The organism is Mesorhizobium robiniae (assembly GCF_040545535.1).
Taxonomy (GTDB): domain Bacteria; phylum Pseudomonadota; class Alphaproteobacteria; order Rhizobiales; family Rhizobiaceae; genus Mesorhizobium; species Mesorhizobium robiniae.
In genome coordinates, this window is record NZ_JBEPMC010000007.1 from 85,809 (window position 1) to 100,485 (window position 14,677).

At 63.0% G+C, this 14,677-nt stretch carries 17 protein-coding genes and 1 tRNA gene; 13 read left to right on the forward strand and 5 right to left on the reverse strand.

Annotated features, from left to right (window positions below; translation table 11 throughout):
* Positions 1-25 precede the first annotated feature (25 nt).
* The 3 genes from ABID19_RS19930 to ABID19_RS19940 all read left to right on the forward strand — a co-directional run bounded on the left by ABID19_RS19930 (position 26) and on the right by ABID19_RS19940 (position 1,972).
* Positions 26-637, forward strand: coding sequence for a TetR/AcrR family transcriptional regulator (locus tag ABID19_RS19930; protein WP_354492660.1), 612 nt, complete (start codon positions 26-28; stop codon positions 635-637).
* Between the two features lie 64 nt (positions 638-701).
* On the forward strand, positions 702-1,277 hold the full coding sequence (locus tag ABID19_RS19935) for a DUF308 domain-containing protein (RefSeq protein WP_354492661.1): 576 nt from the start codon (positions 702-704) through the stop codon (positions 1,275-1,277).
* A 398-nt stretch (positions 1,278-1,675) separates the two neighbouring features.
* Entirely contained in the window at positions 1,676-1,972 is a 297-nt protein-coding gene (locus ABID19_RS19940) for a hypothetical protein (protein ID WP_354492662.1), read from the forward strand.
* 168 nt (positions 1,973-2,140) lie between these two features.
* Here the strand turns inward: ABID19_RS19940 and ABID19_RS19945 are convergent.
* Positions 2,141-2,230, reverse strand: a tRNA-Ser gene (locus ABID19_RS19945).
* Between the two features lie 324 nt (positions 2,231-2,554).
* Here ABID19_RS19945 and ABID19_RS19950 point away from each other — a divergent pair.
* The 3 genes from ABID19_RS19950 (at position 2,555) to ABID19_RS19960 (ending at position 4,282) form a co-directional block, all read left to right on the forward strand.
* Positions 2,555-3,208: a 50S ribosomal protein L21 gene (locus ABID19_RS19950; RefSeq protein ID WP_354492664.1), complete on the forward strand. Its 654-nt coding sequence runs from the start codon at positions 2,555-2,557 to the stop codon at positions 3,206-3,208.
* A 98-nt stretch (positions 3,209-3,306) separates the two neighbouring features.
* The gene (rpmA, locus tag ABID19_RS19955) at positions 3,307-3,576 is read left to right on the forward strand and encodes a 50S ribosomal protein L27 (RefSeq protein WP_095487526.1); all 270 of its coding nucleotides are present in this window, start codon (positions 3,307-3,309) and stop codon (positions 3,574-3,576) included.
* A gap of 118 nt (positions 3,577-3,694) precedes the next feature.
* Entirely contained in the window at positions 3,695-4,282 is a 588-nt protein-coding gene (locus tag ABID19_RS19960; protein WP_354492666.1) for a GNAT family N-acetyltransferase, read from the forward strand.
* Between the two features lie 10 nt (positions 4,283-4,292).
* Here the strand turns inward: ABID19_RS19960 and ABID19_RS19965 are convergent, their stop codons facing one another.
* Positions 4,293-5,162, reverse strand: a complete 870-nt coding sequence (locus tag ABID19_RS19965; RefSeq protein ID WP_354492667.1) for an endonuclease/exonuclease/phosphatase family protein — start codon at positions 5,160-5,162, stop codon at positions 4,293-4,295.
* Between the two features lie 115 nt (positions 5,163-5,277).
* Between ABID19_RS19965 and obgE the strand changes: the two genes are divergently transcribed.
* The 5 genes from obgE to ABID19_RS19990 all read left to right on the forward strand — a co-directional run bounded on the left by obgE (position 5,278) and on the right by ABID19_RS19990 (position 10,926).
* A complete protein-coding gene (gene obgE / locus ABID19_RS19970) occupies positions 5,278-6,309 on the forward strand; it encodes a GTPase ObgE (RefSeq protein WP_352928330.1) in 1,032 nt (343 codons plus the stop codon).
* A gap of 2 nt (positions 6,310-6,311) precedes the next feature.
* Positions 6,312-7,490, forward strand: coding sequence for a glutamate 5-kinase (gene proB / locus ABID19_RS19975; protein ID WP_354492668.1), 1,179 nt, complete (start codon positions 6,312-6,314; stop codon positions 7,488-7,490).
* A 3-nt stretch (positions 7,491-7,493) separates the two neighbouring features.
* Positions 7,494-8,780 carry a glutamate-5-semialdehyde dehydrogenase gene (locus ABID19_RS19980; protein ID WP_354492670.1) on the forward strand — a complete coding sequence of 429 codons (1,287 nt, stop codon included), beginning with the start codon at positions 7,494-7,496 and terminating at the stop codon, positions 8,778-8,780.
* A gap of 163 nt (positions 8,781-8,943) precedes the next feature.
* The gene (locus ABID19_RS19985; protein ID WP_354492672.1) at positions 8,944-9,531 is read left to right on the forward strand and encodes a nicotinate-nucleotide adenylyltransferase; all 588 of its coding nucleotides are present in this window, start codon (positions 8,944-8,946) and stop codon (positions 9,529-9,531) included.
* Positions 9,532-9,627: 96 nt separating this feature from the next.
* Positions 9,628-10,926, forward strand: coding sequence for an MFS transporter (locus ABID19_RS19990; protein ID WP_354492673.1), 1,299 nt, complete (start codon positions 9,628-9,630; stop codon positions 10,924-10,926).
* Between the two features lie 24 nt (positions 10,927-10,950).
* Here the strand turns inward: ABID19_RS19990 and ABID19_RS19995 are convergent, their stop codons facing one another.
* The 3 genes from ABID19_RS19995 to ABID19_RS20005 form a co-directional block, all read right to left on the reverse strand.
* Complete coding sequence (locus ABID19_RS19995) at positions 10,951-11,808, reverse strand: sigma-70 family RNA polymerase sigma factor (RefSeq protein ID WP_354493005.1); 858 nt, start codon at positions 11,806-11,808, stop codon at positions 10,951-10,953.
* A gap of 2 nt (positions 11,809-11,810) precedes the next feature.
* Positions 11,811-12,284: a carboxymuconolactone decarboxylase family protein gene (locus tag ABID19_RS20000; protein ID WP_354493006.1), complete on the reverse strand. Its 474-nt coding sequence runs from the start codon at positions 12,282-12,284 to the stop codon at positions 11,811-11,813.
* Positions 12,285-12,500: 216 nt separating this feature from the next.
* Positions 12,501-13,358: a mechanosensitive ion channel family protein gene (locus ABID19_RS20005; RefSeq protein WP_354492675.1), complete on the reverse strand. Its 858-nt coding sequence runs from the start codon at positions 13,356-13,358 to the stop codon at positions 12,501-12,503.
* A gap of 243 nt (positions 13,359-13,601) precedes the next feature.
* Between ABID19_RS20005 and rsfS the strand changes: the two genes are divergently transcribed.
* Entirely contained in the window at positions 13,602-13,979 is a 378-nt protein-coding gene (gene rsfS, locus ABID19_RS20010) for a ribosome silencing factor (protein ID WP_354492677.1), read from the forward strand.
* 82 nt (positions 13,980-14,061) lie between these two features.
* Entirely contained in the window at positions 14,062-14,544 is a 483-nt protein-coding gene (rlmH, locus tag ABID19_RS20015; protein ID WP_354492678.1) for a 23S rRNA (pseudouridine(1915)-N(3))-methyltransferase RlmH, read from the forward strand.
* Positions 14,545-14,677: the final 133 nt, after the last annotated feature.

Genomic DNA, 14,677 nt, shown 5'->3' on the forward strand with positions numbered 1-14,677 from the left:
TTCCTATCAGAAGGTAGGTAGAGACATGAGTAACTTATCTACCACCTCTGACGACATCCTGGCTTGCGCGCGTTCTCTGATCGTCGCGGGCGGCTACAACGGTTTCAGTTATGCCGACATCGCTGATGTGGTCGGGATTCGTAAGGCGAGCATCCATCACCATTTCCCAAGCAAGGTCGATCTGGTCCGAACGCTGGTTGCGCGGTATCGGGAAGAAGCTGATGCGGGGATGGCGAATCTGGAACTTCAGGTATCCGATCCGCTCGAACAGCTTCGGCTCTACGCTGGCTATTGGGAAGCCTGCATCGCGGACGCCACCGCTCCGTTTTGTGTCTGTGCCCTATTGGCAAGCCAGCTGCCCGTTGTGCCCGAGGAGGTTGGCCTTGAGGTTCGGGCGCATTTCCGCTCCCTGTCTGCATGGCTGACATCCGTGCTGGAGCGCGGTGCGCGGCACGGCCAACTCCAACTGATGAGTACCCCTCGTGCCGAGGCTGAAGCGTTCATGGCGACGGTCCACGGCGCGATGCTTTCGGCGCGGGCCTATGGCGATCCGAAGATATTCGGCGCCGTGACAGGCCCGCTCTTGGAGCGGTTCGCCCCGCGCTTGCCTCCAGATACGGTCCGAGCACTCGGCTAGCCAAGCCGTGATCGCTCGGCACGCTCGCCTACAATCCCTACCTACTAGTCGAAAGGACAATCCAATGACGGTTTACAGTGGCGATCTTTCCCGCGCCAGCCAGGAACAATGGCTCAAGCTCTATTACTTCGCCCGGACAGCGTTCTCGGCCGTCTGGGTGGCGGCTGCCTTTATAGTGGGGCAGAATTCCTGGGTGATCGCGGCGGTTTTGCTCGTGGCCTATCCTGCCTGGGATGCCCTTGCCAATTTTGTCGACGCCTCGCGCAGCGGAGGATTGGGACAGAACCGCACGCAGACCATCAACGTCGTGGTCAGTGTGGCGACGACGCTCGCGGTCGTTTCCGCGCTGGAGCTGAGCATGAATTGGGTGCTCGGGGTGTTCGGCGTATGGGCAATCCTGTCCGGCCTGCTTCAACTCGGCACCGCAATCCGCCGTTGGCAGAGCTATGGCGCGCAGTGGGCTATGATCCTGAGCGGCGGGCAATCAGCGCTGGCAGGCACGTTTTTCATCGTGCAGGCGCGGATGCCGATGCCGCCATCCATCACCAACGTGGCCGGCTATGCCGCAGTGGGCGCCCTCTACTTCCTGGTTTCGGCGGTGTGGCTGAGCGTGAGCCAATTGCGGCGGAAGGCGGCATAGAACCGCGATCTTAAGCCATACTGACCCCGATTAGAGGTGCTGTCGGCCGCTAGTATCGGCTCGCCAATCTACGATCCACCCTGTGCCGGTAATGTCGCCGAGACTATCGTGAGCGAATGCGCGGCTTTTCTCGGCGAATCGCATCGCGGGGTCACTGATGCCAGAGCGTTGCTTGCCGCGCGTTCTGACCTGACGGCCGCAAGAACGAGCTGTTCGAAACCATCCGCTACCGCGAAGGCCGGCGCCGCCGCCGGATCTGCTGCCTCAGATACCGCATGGTCTTGCTTTTTTTGTGCAGGTCATGCCCGCCTGCCCGTCGATCGCAAAGCCAACCATTGCACAGCCGCCCTTCGACATGCGAGTTTATCAACCGATTGGCTCATCGTGGGAGTCTCGTCATGCCTATTCGCCGGATTGCGTTGACCTCGGCAGCGGTCACGTTTGCCTTCACAGCCCTCGCCCAGGCCCGGCCGGACACCCGCACCATGACTTGTCAACAGACGCAGGCGCTGATCCAGAGCCACGGCTCGGCGGTGCTGACCACCGGCCCGAACACCTATGCTCTCTATATCAGCCGCCAGTACAGCAACGCGTGCGACTGGTCGGAAATCCCAGCGGTAGCGTTTGTGCCGACGCGCGACGGCCAGTGCTTGGTTCATCGATGTAGAGAGCCGCTCTTCACTCCTCGCAGCTGACGGTGACGAGCGCCTGTGAAGCGCGTCTCGACGCGTTCATCACCACGTCGGCGTGCCGACCCTTATCAGGGAGCAATCGTGCGATTGGGGCTGACGCCTCGACCTGCCAAATGGGGAAGAAAGCGGGAAGGCTGCCGAAATTCTAAAATTGTTAGTGGAATATGAGAATGGCGGAGAGGGAGGGATTCGAACCCCCGATGGGCTTGCACCCATGCCGCATTTCGAGTGCGGTGCATTCGACCACTCTGCCACCTCTCCGCGGTCATGGTCCGCCGTTGCCGGCGCGGCGCACTAGATAACGGCTGGGCGGACAGGTTACAAGGGCCAATCTGCCCGACGATCCGGCTTCTTGTCGGACTTGCCGTGCCGCTCCGTGGTGTCGCCGCTTGGCTTGAATGGGTTCGTGGCCCGCGAGCTGGCCGCTTGTCTTGACTTGCGCTCAACCTTCGGTTAGGGACAGCGCGCAATCGGCGTGGAGGGTTCTTCCGCGCCGCTTGTTTTTTGAACCCGCAGACTGACAAAAAGACGGCCGAACCGCCTGAAGCGGTTCATCAAGGCCGACCGAACAGCGAAAGGCAAAAAATGTTCGCAGTCATCAAAACGGGCGGCAAGCAGTATCGCGTCGCCGCCAACGATCTCTTGAAGATCGAAAAAGTCGAAGGCCAGGTCGGCGATATCGTCGAGATCGGCCACGTGCTCGCGCATGGCGAGGGCGAGAATGTGACGTTCGGCGCACCGTTCGTCGACGGCGCCTTGGTCACCGCCGAAGTCGTCGAACAGGGCAAGAATCGCACCGTCATCGCCTTCAAGAAGCGCCGCCGGCAGAATTCGCGCCGCAAGATCGGCCATCGCCAGCTTTTGACCACCGTGCGGATCGCCGAGATCCTGCTGGATGGTGCCAAGCCGACGAAGAAGGCCGCGGCCAAGACCGAGGCAAAGGCTGCTCCGAAGAAGGAAGCCAAGGCAGAGGCTGCGCCGAAGGAAACCGAGGCCAAGGCAACCGAAACCGCCGCTCCGCTGTTCAAGGCGCCGAAGGGCGAACCGGACGACCTGACCGTGATCAAGGGCATCGGCCCGGTTGCGGCCGGCCAGCTGAACGAGCAGGGCATCACGACCTTTGCCCAGATCGCCAAGCTGTCCGACAAGGATGTCGCCAAGATCGACGAACATATGCCGTTCAGCGCCGACCAGATCACGGACTGGCGCGAGCAGGCCAAGGAATTGGCGAAGAAGTAAAGCGAGCCGGCAATCGTCGCCGGATCGGACTTGAAACGGAACGCGAACGCGTTCATAAGACCTTTTAAGCGCCCTTGCGGCGCATCGGAGTTAGTTAGATGGCACACAAGAAAGCTGGCGGTTCGTCGCGCAATGGTCGCGACTCCCATTCCAAGCGGCTCGGCGTGAAGAAGTTCGGTGGCGAAGCCGTGATTCCGGGCAACATCATTATTCGTCAGCGTGGCACGACGTGGCATCCCGGCGTCAATGTCGGCATTGGCACGGATCACACGCTGTTTGCGCTCGAAGCTGGCGCAGTCACCTTCAACAAAAAAGCCAATGGCCGAACCTACGTATCGGTGAACCCGATGACGAAGGCCGCGGAGTAGCCGGTTCCGTACGAGAACACCGGCACCCATCTCGGGAACCGGTGTCTGGCCAAGCCAGGAAATGGATCAGGGGAGATGGGTTTCCATCTCCCCTTTTTCTTGTGCCTGGAGGACTGACATGGTTGCCGAAGCGGAAGACACAGACGGTGAAAGTTACGCGATAGATTGCCCGGTCGTGATGACCGAGCGCCTGGTCCTGCGGGCGCCGCGCGAAAGCGATATCGAGCAATTGGTGGTGCTCGCCGACAACCGCCATGTCGCCGAAATGCTGGCCCGCATGCCGCACCCCTATGGCGAGGCCGAGGCACGCGCCTTCCTCGCAATGACGGCATCGCGCCGGGCCGGGATTGCCTATGCCTTGACGCTGGCCGGTACAGAAACCTTCGTCGGCTGCGCCGGGCTCAACACCACCGATCGCGGGCTGGAGCTCGGCTACTGGATCGGCGAGCCCTACTGGAAGCGCGGCTATGCGACAGAGGCAGCACACGCGCTGGTCGACCTCGCCTTCCAGAAGACGTCGATCCAGGTGCTGCATGCCTCGACGCGGGTCATCAATCCGGCCTCGCGCCGGGTCATCCACAAATGCGGCTTCCAATATGCCGGCCAGGGCATGCTGAACTCGATCGTCGCCGGCCAGGTGCCGGTCGAGCGCTACCGTCTCGACCGCAAGACCTGGACCAGCCTCCGGAACTGGGTGCATTTCTGATGGACGCTGGTCAGACCATCTCGACCCAGACCGGCAGGTGGTCCGAGCCGACCGCTTGCCGGTCGACCCACAGGCGCTTCAGCGATTTGGCGAGCGAGGCGCTGGTGAAGACGTAGTCGATGCGCTTGTGGCGGCTGATGTCGTCAGGCCGCTTGGGGTCGACCCAGGTGATGAGATCGGCGCCCGTAGCGGCAAGGCGCGCGGCTGCATCGACGGCAAGATCGGCAGTCACCGGCATGCCGAATTCGTGATCCGGGTGGCCGGCGAGTTCGACATATTCCGGCGATCCGGCCAGCATGTTGAAGTCGCCCATGACGACGAAGGCTTCGGGACAAGGAAGGTCCGGCAGGCCCACCTCGGCGACGCCGGACAGCGCGCCGCCTTCGATTGCATAGTTCAACAGGCGCTGGCGCAGAAACCGGAGCTGGCTCAAGCGTTCGACCGGGCTGCGATGATCGAGATGAGTGGAATAGAAGCGGATGAAGCCAAGCGGCGTCTCGATCAGCGCCTCCAGCGCGCCGCGCTGGAAATTCATCACTTCGAAGCTGCGGCTGCGCGGCAAGAGGAGATTGCGCGACAGATGAACGGGCGTTTTCGACAGCACCATGTTGCCGAGTTGGAAGGTGGTGGTGACGGCGCGGCCGTTTTCCAGGCGCGAGCCGACATTGGCCTCGAAATTGCTGCCGTAGACGGCGAAGTATTCGGGCAGCGCCTCGCCGAGCTCGGCCACCATGTCGCGGCCACCATTGTTGGGATTGTTGCGCGAGACCTCCTGCAGCGCGATCACGTCGGCGCCGCGCACGGCATCGGCAATGCGGTCGACATCATAGCGCCCGTCGAGGCCGACGCCGTAGTGGATGTTGTAGGTTACGAGCTTCATTGCGACTCCGGCCATGTTCATAAACAGCCCTCGCCCTTCGCCCCGCCTTGGTTTAGAGCAGTGCCAAAGGTTTAGAGCAATGCCGCAAGGCCACTAGCAGAAACTCAGCAATCCGATGAAATTTCTCGATCAAGCCAAGGTCTACATCCGCTCCGGCGACGGCGGTGCCGGTTCGGTGTCGTTCCGGCGCGAAAAATTCATCGAGTTCGGCGGTCCCGATGGCGGCGACGGCGGCCGCGGCGGCGATGTCTGGGTGGAGGCGGTCGATGGGCTGAACACGCTGATCGACTATCGCTACCAGCAGCATTTTAAGGCCAAGACCGGCACGCACGGCATGGGTCGTAACATGACCGGCGCCAAGGGCGCCGACGTTACGCTGAAAGTGCCGGCGGGAACGCAGGTCTTTGCCGAGGACAATGAGACGCTGATCTGCGACCTGACCGTCGTCGGCCAGCGCTTCCTGCTGGCCAAGGGCGGCAATGGCGGCTTCGGCAACCAGCATTTCAAGACCTCGACCAACCAGGCGCCGCGCCGCGCCAACCCCGGGCTGCCGGGCGAAGAGCTCAACATCTGGCTCAGGCTCAAGCTGATCGCCGACGCCGGTCTGGTCGGGCTGCCCAATGCCGGCAAGTCGACTTTTCTGGCCGCTGTGACCGCGGCCAAACCGAAGATCGCCGATTATCCCTTCACCACGCTGCATCCGGGCCTGGGTGTGGCCCGCATCGACGGGCGCGAGTTCGTCATCGCCGACGTTCCGGGCTTGATCGAAGGCGCCCATGAAGGCGTCGGCATCGGCGACCGTTTCCTCGGACATGTCGAACGCACGCGCGTCCTTCTGCACCTGGTCTCCGCGCAGGAAGAAAATCCGGGGAAGGCCTACAAGACCGTGCGCACCGAACTCGACGCCTATGGCCATGGCCTGATCGAGAAGGTCGAGATCGTCGCACTTTCCCAGGTCGACACGCTCGACGCCGACGCACGCAAGAAGAAAGTCGCTTCGCTGAAACGCGCCGCCGGCCGCGCGCCAATGCTTTTGTCCGCGGTCACCGGCGAAGGGGTCGAAGCGGTTCTGCGCGCGCTGATGGCGGTTGTGGCCGAGGCCCGCGAAGCTGCCGCCACGCCGGTCGAGACGCGCTGGAACAGATAGCCATGGCCGCGCAGTCGCTGAGAAAATACCGGCGCATTACCGTCAAGATCGGCTCGGCGCTGCTTGTCGACCGCACGACGGGCCTGAAGCGCGACTGGCTGGCTTCGCTTGCCCAAGACATCGCCGTGCTGGCTGAAGGCGGCGCCGAAATCCTCGTCGTGTCGTCCGGCGCGATTGCGCTGGGCCGCACCATTCTCGGCCTCGGCAAGCGGGCGCTGAAGCTCGAGGAGAGCCAGGCTGCGGCCGCGGTCGGGCAGATCGCGCTGGCCGGCGCCTGGTCGGATGCGCTCGGCAAGGGCGGCCTGAGATCGGGCCAGATCCTGCTGACGCTCGGCGACACCGAAGAGCGCCGCCGCTATCTCAATGCGCGGGCGACGATCTCGACGCTGCTCAAGATGAAGGCGGTGCCGGTCATCAACGAGAACGACACGGTGGCGACCTCCGAAATCCGCTATGGCGACAATGACCGACTGGCCGCGCGGGTGGCGACGATGATGGGCGCCGACCTCCTGGTGCTGCTCTCCGACATTGACGGGCTGTATACGGCGCCGCCGGCCAAAGACCCCAGCGCAAAGTTCATTCCGGTCGTCGACCGCATCACCCCTGATATCGAGGCAATGGCCGGTGCGGCGGCGTCCGAATTGTCGCGCGGCGGCATGCGGACAAAACTCGACGCCGGCAAAATCGCCACCGCCGCCGGCACTGCCATGATCATCACATCAGGCACACGGTTATCGCCGCTAATGGCGATTGAGCGCGGCGAGCGGGCGACTTTCTTCCGGCCGAGCGCCAATCCGGTCAAAGGCTACAAGACGTGGATCGCCGGGCAGCTCGAACCGGCTGGCCGGCTGACTGTTGACGCCGGCGCCATCGGTGCATTGTTGTCGGGCAAGTCGCTGCTGCCGGCGGGCGTCAAGCTGGTCAGCGGCAATTTCTCGCGCGGCGACACGGTGGCGATCCTGTCGTCCGAAGGTCGCGAGATCGCGCGCGGACTGGTTGCCTACGATGCCGCCGATGCCGTAAGGATCGCTGGCCTGAAGACGGCCGAAATCGAAACCGTGCTTGGCTACGAAGCGCGATCGGCAATGATCCACCGCGACGACCTTGTGGTGAGCCATTCCGGTGACCAAGTAGGGACCGGTGACCAGGTAATCGGTGACCAGGTACATAGCGGAGGATGAGCCATGCTGAAGCTGCATGAAAAATCCCGGGACGACACTGCCGCGCTGATGGCCGATATCGGCCGTCGTGCCCGCGCTGCTGCCCGACCGCTGGCCATCGCCACGACCGCCGCCAAGAACGTCGCACTTGCCGCCATGGCGGAGGCGATTATCCGCCGCGAGCAGGATATTCTCGACGCCAATGCCATCGATATCTCGAACGGCCGCGAGTCGGGCCTTTCCGCCTCGTCCATGGACCGGTTGAAGCTTGATCCCGCGCGCATCCACGCCATGGCCGACGGCATCCGCGAGATCGCCGAACTCAGCGATCCGGTCGGCGACGTCATCGCCGCATGGGATCGCCCGAACGGCTTGAATATCGAGCGCGTGCGCACGCCGCTCGGCGTCGTCGGTGTCATCTATGAGAGCCGGCCGAACGTGACCGCAGATGCCGGCGCGCTCTGCCTCAAGGCCGGCAATCCGGTGATCCTGCGCGGTGGTTCGGATTCGCTCAATTCCTCCGCCGCGATCCATGCCTGCCTGATCGAAGGGCTGAAGGCGGCCGGTCTGCCGCAGGATGCCATCCAGCTGGTGCCAACCACCGACCGCACCGCCGTCGGCGAAATGCTGAAAGGCCTCGGCGGCAATCTCGACGTGATCATTCCGCGCGGTGGTCGCAGCCTGGTCGAGCGTGTGCAGAACGAAGCTCGGGTGCCGGTCTTTGCCCATCTCGAAGGCATCTGCCATCTCTATGTCGATCGTTCGGCCGATCTCGACATGGCGGTCAAGATCGCCGTCAATGCGAAGATGCGGCGCACCGGTGTCTGCGGTGCGGCCGAAACGCTTTTGATCGACCGTGCCGTCGCTTCCACCCATCTGGTGCCGATCCTCGACGCGTTGCGCGCGGCCGGATGTGAGATCCATGCCGACGCCGAAGTGCTGAAGCTATTCTTCGACGCCAGTCCGGCAACCGATGCCGACTGGATCACCGAATATCTCGACGCGATCATAGCGGTGAAGCTGGTCGATGGCGTTGCGGGCGCGATCGAGCATGTCGAGACGTATTCCTCGCACCACACCGAGGCAATCATTGCGGAGGATGCGCAAGCAGTCGAATGTTTCTTCAGCGAGATCGATTCGGCGATCCTTCTGCACAACGCCTCGACGCAATTCGCCGATGGCGGCGAGTTCGGCATGGGCGCCGAGATCGGCATTGCCACCGGCAAGATGCACGCGCGCGGTCCGGTCGGCGTCGAGCAGTTGACGTCGTTCAAGTACCGCGTGCGCGGGTCGGGACAGGTGCGGCCTTGAGCACTGATCTTACCCTCCCCCTTGTGGGGAGGGTGGCGAGCATTGCGAGCCGGGCGAGGGTACGACGCTGAACACTGCAGCACCCCCACCCCGCTCCGCTTCGCGGATCGACCCTCCCCACAAGGGGGAGGGTAAGGAACTCGTTCCCTCCCGCTATCTCAAAATGCCGCATGCCGAAAAAGGCCTGGCTGTCGGCCTGTTCGGCGGTTCGTTCAATCCGCCGCATGCCGGCCATGCGCTGGTCGCCGAGATTGCGCTCAGGCGCCTGGCGCTCGACCAGTTGTGGTGGATGGTGACGCCGGGCAATCCGCTCAAGAGCGCGCGGGAGCTGGCGCCGCTGACTGAACGGCTGCACTTGTCGGAGCAGATCGCCCGGAACCCGAAGGTCAAGGTCACCGCCTTCGAGGCGACCCATCACGTCCGCTTCACCGCCGACACGCTGGCCCTGGTCAAGGCCCGCAACCCGGGCGTCGACTTCGTCTGGATCATGGGCGCCGACAGTCTGCGCGACTTTCACCACTGGCAGCGCTGGCGCCAGATCGTGATGACGTTTCCGATCGCGGTGATCGACCGGCCTGGCGCGACGCTGTCGTTCCTGTCGTCGGTCGTCGCCAAGACCTTCGATTACGCACGTGTCGACGAGGGCGACGCGCCGCGGCTCGCCCGCATGAAGGCGCCGGCCTGGACCTTCATCCACGGCCCGCGCTCGTCGCTATCGTCGACTGCGATCCGCAAGATGGCGAAGAGATAGGAGTCTCCCTTCTCCCGCAACAAGGGGATAGGGGAAGCTCACTGATGTCGCTTTTGCGGCGGCCTTTCGCCGTCGGGTAGGTGATCCTGTGCGGGCATGACGATTATCGAGCAAAACCAGACCAGACCCGATCCGGCCCAGGGCAACCCACCAGCCCCGGTGATCGCCATTGCCAGCGTCGTCCTGTCGATGGCACTGGTGGCGGTCGGCAACGGACTGATGTTCGCCTATATCCCAGTCCGGCTCGGCGCCGACGGCTTCGATCCGACCTGGGCCGGGCTGATCGTCACCGGCCTTTCGGCCGGCGGCCTGGCGGGCTGCATCCTGACCGGTCCGCTGGTACGGCGCGTCGGCCATGCGCGCGCATTCATGGTGCTGTCGGCGTTGATCGTGTTGTCGAATGCCGCCGTCGGGGCCGGGCCGCACCCGCTGTCGTGGATCGCGGCACGCGCGCTCTACGGCTTTGCCATATGCGGCCTGTTCATCGTCGCGCAGAGCTGGCTAAACGATGCCGTCGCCAACGCCATTCGCGGCAGGGTCATGGCGGTGTTCTATGTCGCCTATGTCGCCGGGCTCGGCATCGGCTATGCCACGCTGGCACTGATCGACATAAGGGCGGCGGACGCGCCTTTGATCGGCATTGCGTTCACGGCGCTTTCGATCCTTCCGGTTGGACTGACGCGCCTCGCCCAGCCGCCGGCTCCGCATGCGGCGTCGGTGGCAATTGTCCGGGCGTGGCGGATTTCGCCGGTTGGCGTTGCCGGCATGCTCGCGGTCGGCGGCCTGTCGATGACCATTTCGGGGTTCGCGCCGATCCATGCCACGACCAAGGGTTACAGCCAGGCGGATGTGGCGCTGCTTTTGTCGGCGATGCCGGTCGGCACGCTGATCCTGCAGATCCCGCTTGGCTGGATTTCCGATCGCACCGACCGGCGCTATGTGCTGATTGCAGCCTCGGCGCTGGCCCTGGCGGCGGGCCTATTTGCTCTCGGCTTCGACAGCGGTGCGCTGGCGGCGCTTGTCGTCATCTACATAGTCTGGGACGGTGCCTCGGAATCGATCTATTCGCTGGCCAGCGCGCATGCCGCCGACCGCGCCGGCAAGGATGACATGGTGGCGCTGTCCAGTTCGCTTCTGTTTGCATGGTCGCTGGCGGGCTTCGTCGTGCCCGCCATCGTGACCGGGCTTTCCGCTGTCTATGGAACGCAGGCCTTCATCTTTGTGGCTATTCTCATTGCCGCTGCCTTCTGCCTGTTCGTGCTGTGGCGCGTGATGACGACGGTGGCCGTTCCAGCGGCCGAGACCGGCAATTTCGCGCCGATGAGCGCGCAGGCGCCGCTGCCGGTGGAGCTGGCCTTCGCGCCGGAGGAACAGCGCGGTCGCTCCGGCGATTAGAGCCTGCGGGCACAAGCCCGGGCATCAGTGCAGATGCCTGAGCTTGTCGGGATTGCGCACGACATAGATTGCCGCGATCTTTCCGCCCTCGATTTCGAGTGCTGTCGTCTGGAGTTCGCCATCGGCTTCCAGCGTGATGAAGCCTGGCAGTCCGTTGACGAAACCAACACGGACGAGTGTCGAGCCATTCTCACGCAACCAGGCCGCCACTTGCCCGTATTGCTTCATAACGGCGTCGAACCCGAGGGCCGGCTCGGTCGCTGCCGGACGCTTGCCGCCGCCATCGGCATGGGAGCTGACATCGGCCTTCAGCATCGCACCAAGCGCCTTCAAGTCGCCGCTGCGCGAGGCGGTGTAGAAGGCTTCAGCGAGCTCAAGACCGCGTTGTTTTTCCATCTGGAAGCGAGGGCGCGCCTCGCGCACATGGCTGCGCGCACGGGAAGCGAGCTGGCGACAGGCCGCAGGATCGCGCTGGATAGCGGCTGCAACCTCCTCAAATCCCAGACCGAACACATCATGCAGCAGAAAGGCCGCGCGCTCGAGCGGAGAAAGACGCTCCAGCGCGAGCATCAGTGGCAAGGTGACGTCTTCTGCTTCTTCGTCTTCGACGACGGGATCGGGAAGCCAGGGTCCAATATAGGTCTCGCGCTGGCGTCGTGCCGATTTGAGCTGGTCCAGACAGAGACGCATGACCGTGCGGCGCAAGAACGCCTCGGGCTCGCGCACCTCTGTGCGGTCGGCCCTCATCCAGCGGATGAAGGCCTCCTGTACCATGTCTTCGGCGTCGGCCACGGAGCCAAGCATGCGGTAGGCGACGCGCATAAGCTTTGGACGCAGCGGCTCGAAATTCGCTGCCGCATGCTTGGACTCGGCGTTCATCATCATCAGGCGGCGGCTGCCTTGGCGGCGGACCTTACAGCCGCCGGATCGGTCCAGGCACTGAAGCCAACGGCAAGGCGATTGTAGCCGTTGGTGACATTGATCATCAAGGTGAGCTTGACCTGCTCCTCCTCCGTAAACTCCGTCTTCAGGGCGTCATAGGCATCTTCGTGCGTATGACCTTCGGACATCCGCGTCAGCGCGTCGGTCCAGCCGAGTGCGGCGCGTTCACGGTCGGTATAGCAAGGCGCCTCGCGCCAGGCCGGCAGCAAGTTGATGCGCTGCTCGGTCTCGCCGTTTTCGCGTGCAAACACGGTATGCATATTGAGGCAATTGGCGCAGCCGTTGATCTGAGAGGCGCGAATCTTCACCAGCTCGCTCAGGCTGGGCTCGAGGCTGGAGGAAATGGCGAAGGCCGCGCGTTGCCATTCCTTCATCAGGGAAGGGGCGGCGGTGAAGAGATCAAGTTTGGCAGTCATGATTGGCTTCCTTCTGTTGGTTTCGACATCATGACGAGCCAGGATCCGCTGGTGTGACATGCACGATAATTTTTGTGCATGGGGCGAAGCGCGGCTCGGCGCCATGCCGCAAGATAGTGAGAAATCCTGGACTGGGCGAAGGAATCCAACCATCGGCCCCGCTGCCGAAGGACGCTGGTGGCCGCGCGGCCTGGTGTGGCGCCGCGTCCGTCCCGGCTATTGCCTTGTGGCGGAGGGCTCTTGCCGTGGCGCTTCCGGTGGCGGCGCCGGTATAGAAATGCCTTCGCTGTCGAACGCCTGCTTGGCGCGTTTGGTGAGATCGATCTGGGTGGCGAAGAAATCCGCGGCTGAGGTCCAGTAGCGCAAGGTGATGGCGACATTGCTGTCGCCGACGGTCGCCACAAAGGCAATCGGCGCTGGCTCTCGCCTGACACGTCGTTCGATGGCGGCGACGCCAAGCATGGTCTTCTGCGCCAGATCGATATCGTTCCAGGAACCGATGGTGAGCGTGATGTCGCCACGGCGGACGCCGTTGCGCGTATAGTTGCGGACTGGCAGGTTCCACAGCGTCGAATTGGGCGCGAGGATGTAGACGCCTTCGACTGTCCGCAGCTGCGTGGCGAACAGTCCTATTTCCTCGATCGTCCCGGAAATGACGCCAACCTCGACATATTCGCCGATGCGGAATGGCCGTAGCGCCAGCAGCATAATGCCGGCGGCAATGTTCTGCAGCGTGCCTTGCAGCGCCAGGCCGATGGCCAAGCCGATGGCGCCGATGGCGGCAATGATCGAGGCCGTCTGGACGCCGAACTGGCCGAGCACCATGATAACGACGAGGATCAGTATGGCGTAGCGGGTGATCCTCGAGAAGAAGTGGCGCAGCGTCGCGTCGAAGCCATGAATATGGCCGAGACCGGCATAGATCGAGCGTTGGGCGAGGCCGGCGACGATATAGCCGAGGACCAGCAGGATGACGGCGCCAATGGCGGAGAATGAGTAGGAGACGATTAGCGTACTGAGCTGTGCAAGCCCGGCCTGCACGGAGACAACGGCGTCCTGGGGATCGATCGGCATGGCGGGGGGATCCGATTGGTCAATGCGCCGATAACCCCGGCACGGCGGCAAGAGTTCCGTTTTTTCTTCAACTGCGGAACCGCAAGAAACGACACTTCGCTGGCCACCGTGCGGTTGCCGTCTTGAAACTGCAACCTAACTCTGCCTATCTAAGGGGTGTCACCTGCTTTGAAGGGTGATTTGGTTGTTCTTGCTGCGAAAGGAAATACACTGAGAACAGCACTTCGGAAGAAGGCCGACATTGTGCCTTCGCCGGCCGGGATCAGCGTAAACGACGCCGTGTCCCGCGCCATCAAAACAGTCCTTGTCAGTCTGGAAGACTCCAAGGCCGAAAACATCGTCTCAATCGACATTCAGGGAAAATCGAGCCTCGGTGACTATATGGTCATCGCGTCCGGCCGATCGCACCGTCATGTCTCGGCTGTTGCCGATCATCTCCTCAAGGCGCTCAAGGATGCCGGTCTTGGCACGGCGCGCGTCGAGGGACTGGCCGGCGCCGACTGGGTCCTGATCGATTCGGGCGATATCATCGTCCATGTCTTCCGTCCTGAAGTCCGCGACTTCTACAATCTCGAAAAGATGTGGCAGGCGCCGGACCTCGAGGGGGAGACCCTCCACTGAGTCGCATTTGGTTGATGCATGTCGTTTCCCAAAACCGGTGACCACTTTTGGTGACATGCATTAGCGGCTCTTCGAGGCAGGGATGAAAATTACCGTTCATGCCGTGGGCCGGATGAAAGCCGGCCCCGAGAAGCAGCTCGCCGACCGATATTTCGAGCGCTTCGCCAAGAGCGGGCAGGCTGTGGGGCTCGAATTTTCGGGTGTTGTCGAGATTCCGGAGGGCCGCGCCCAGACCGCCAATGAGCGCCGGCGCGAGGAAGGCCAGAAACTGCAGACGCAGTTGCAGACTGGTACTGCGCTGATGCTGCTGGACGAACGCGGCAAGAACTTTTCCTCCGAGGATTTCGCCGGCCGCATCGGACTGTTGCGCGACGGCGGCCGCAGGGCACTTGTAATTGCTATCGGCGGTGCCGACGGTCACGACCAGTCGCTGCGCGATCAGTCCGATCTGATGGTGTCGTTCGGCGCGCTGACATGGCCGCACCAGCTGGTCCGTGTCATGTTGGGCGAACAGCTTTACCGGACGGCCACGATCCTGTCCGGCCATCCCTATCATCGCTCGTGAGTTTTGCAGTTTCCAATCCGAAACCGGTGGATCGGCGTGAGCCGCCCGGATTTTCGCCTCAATGCGTCACGAGGCTGTTTGCGGTCGGCGGGGCTCTCGAACATGGTTGATGGTTCGTTAACGAAGCCACACA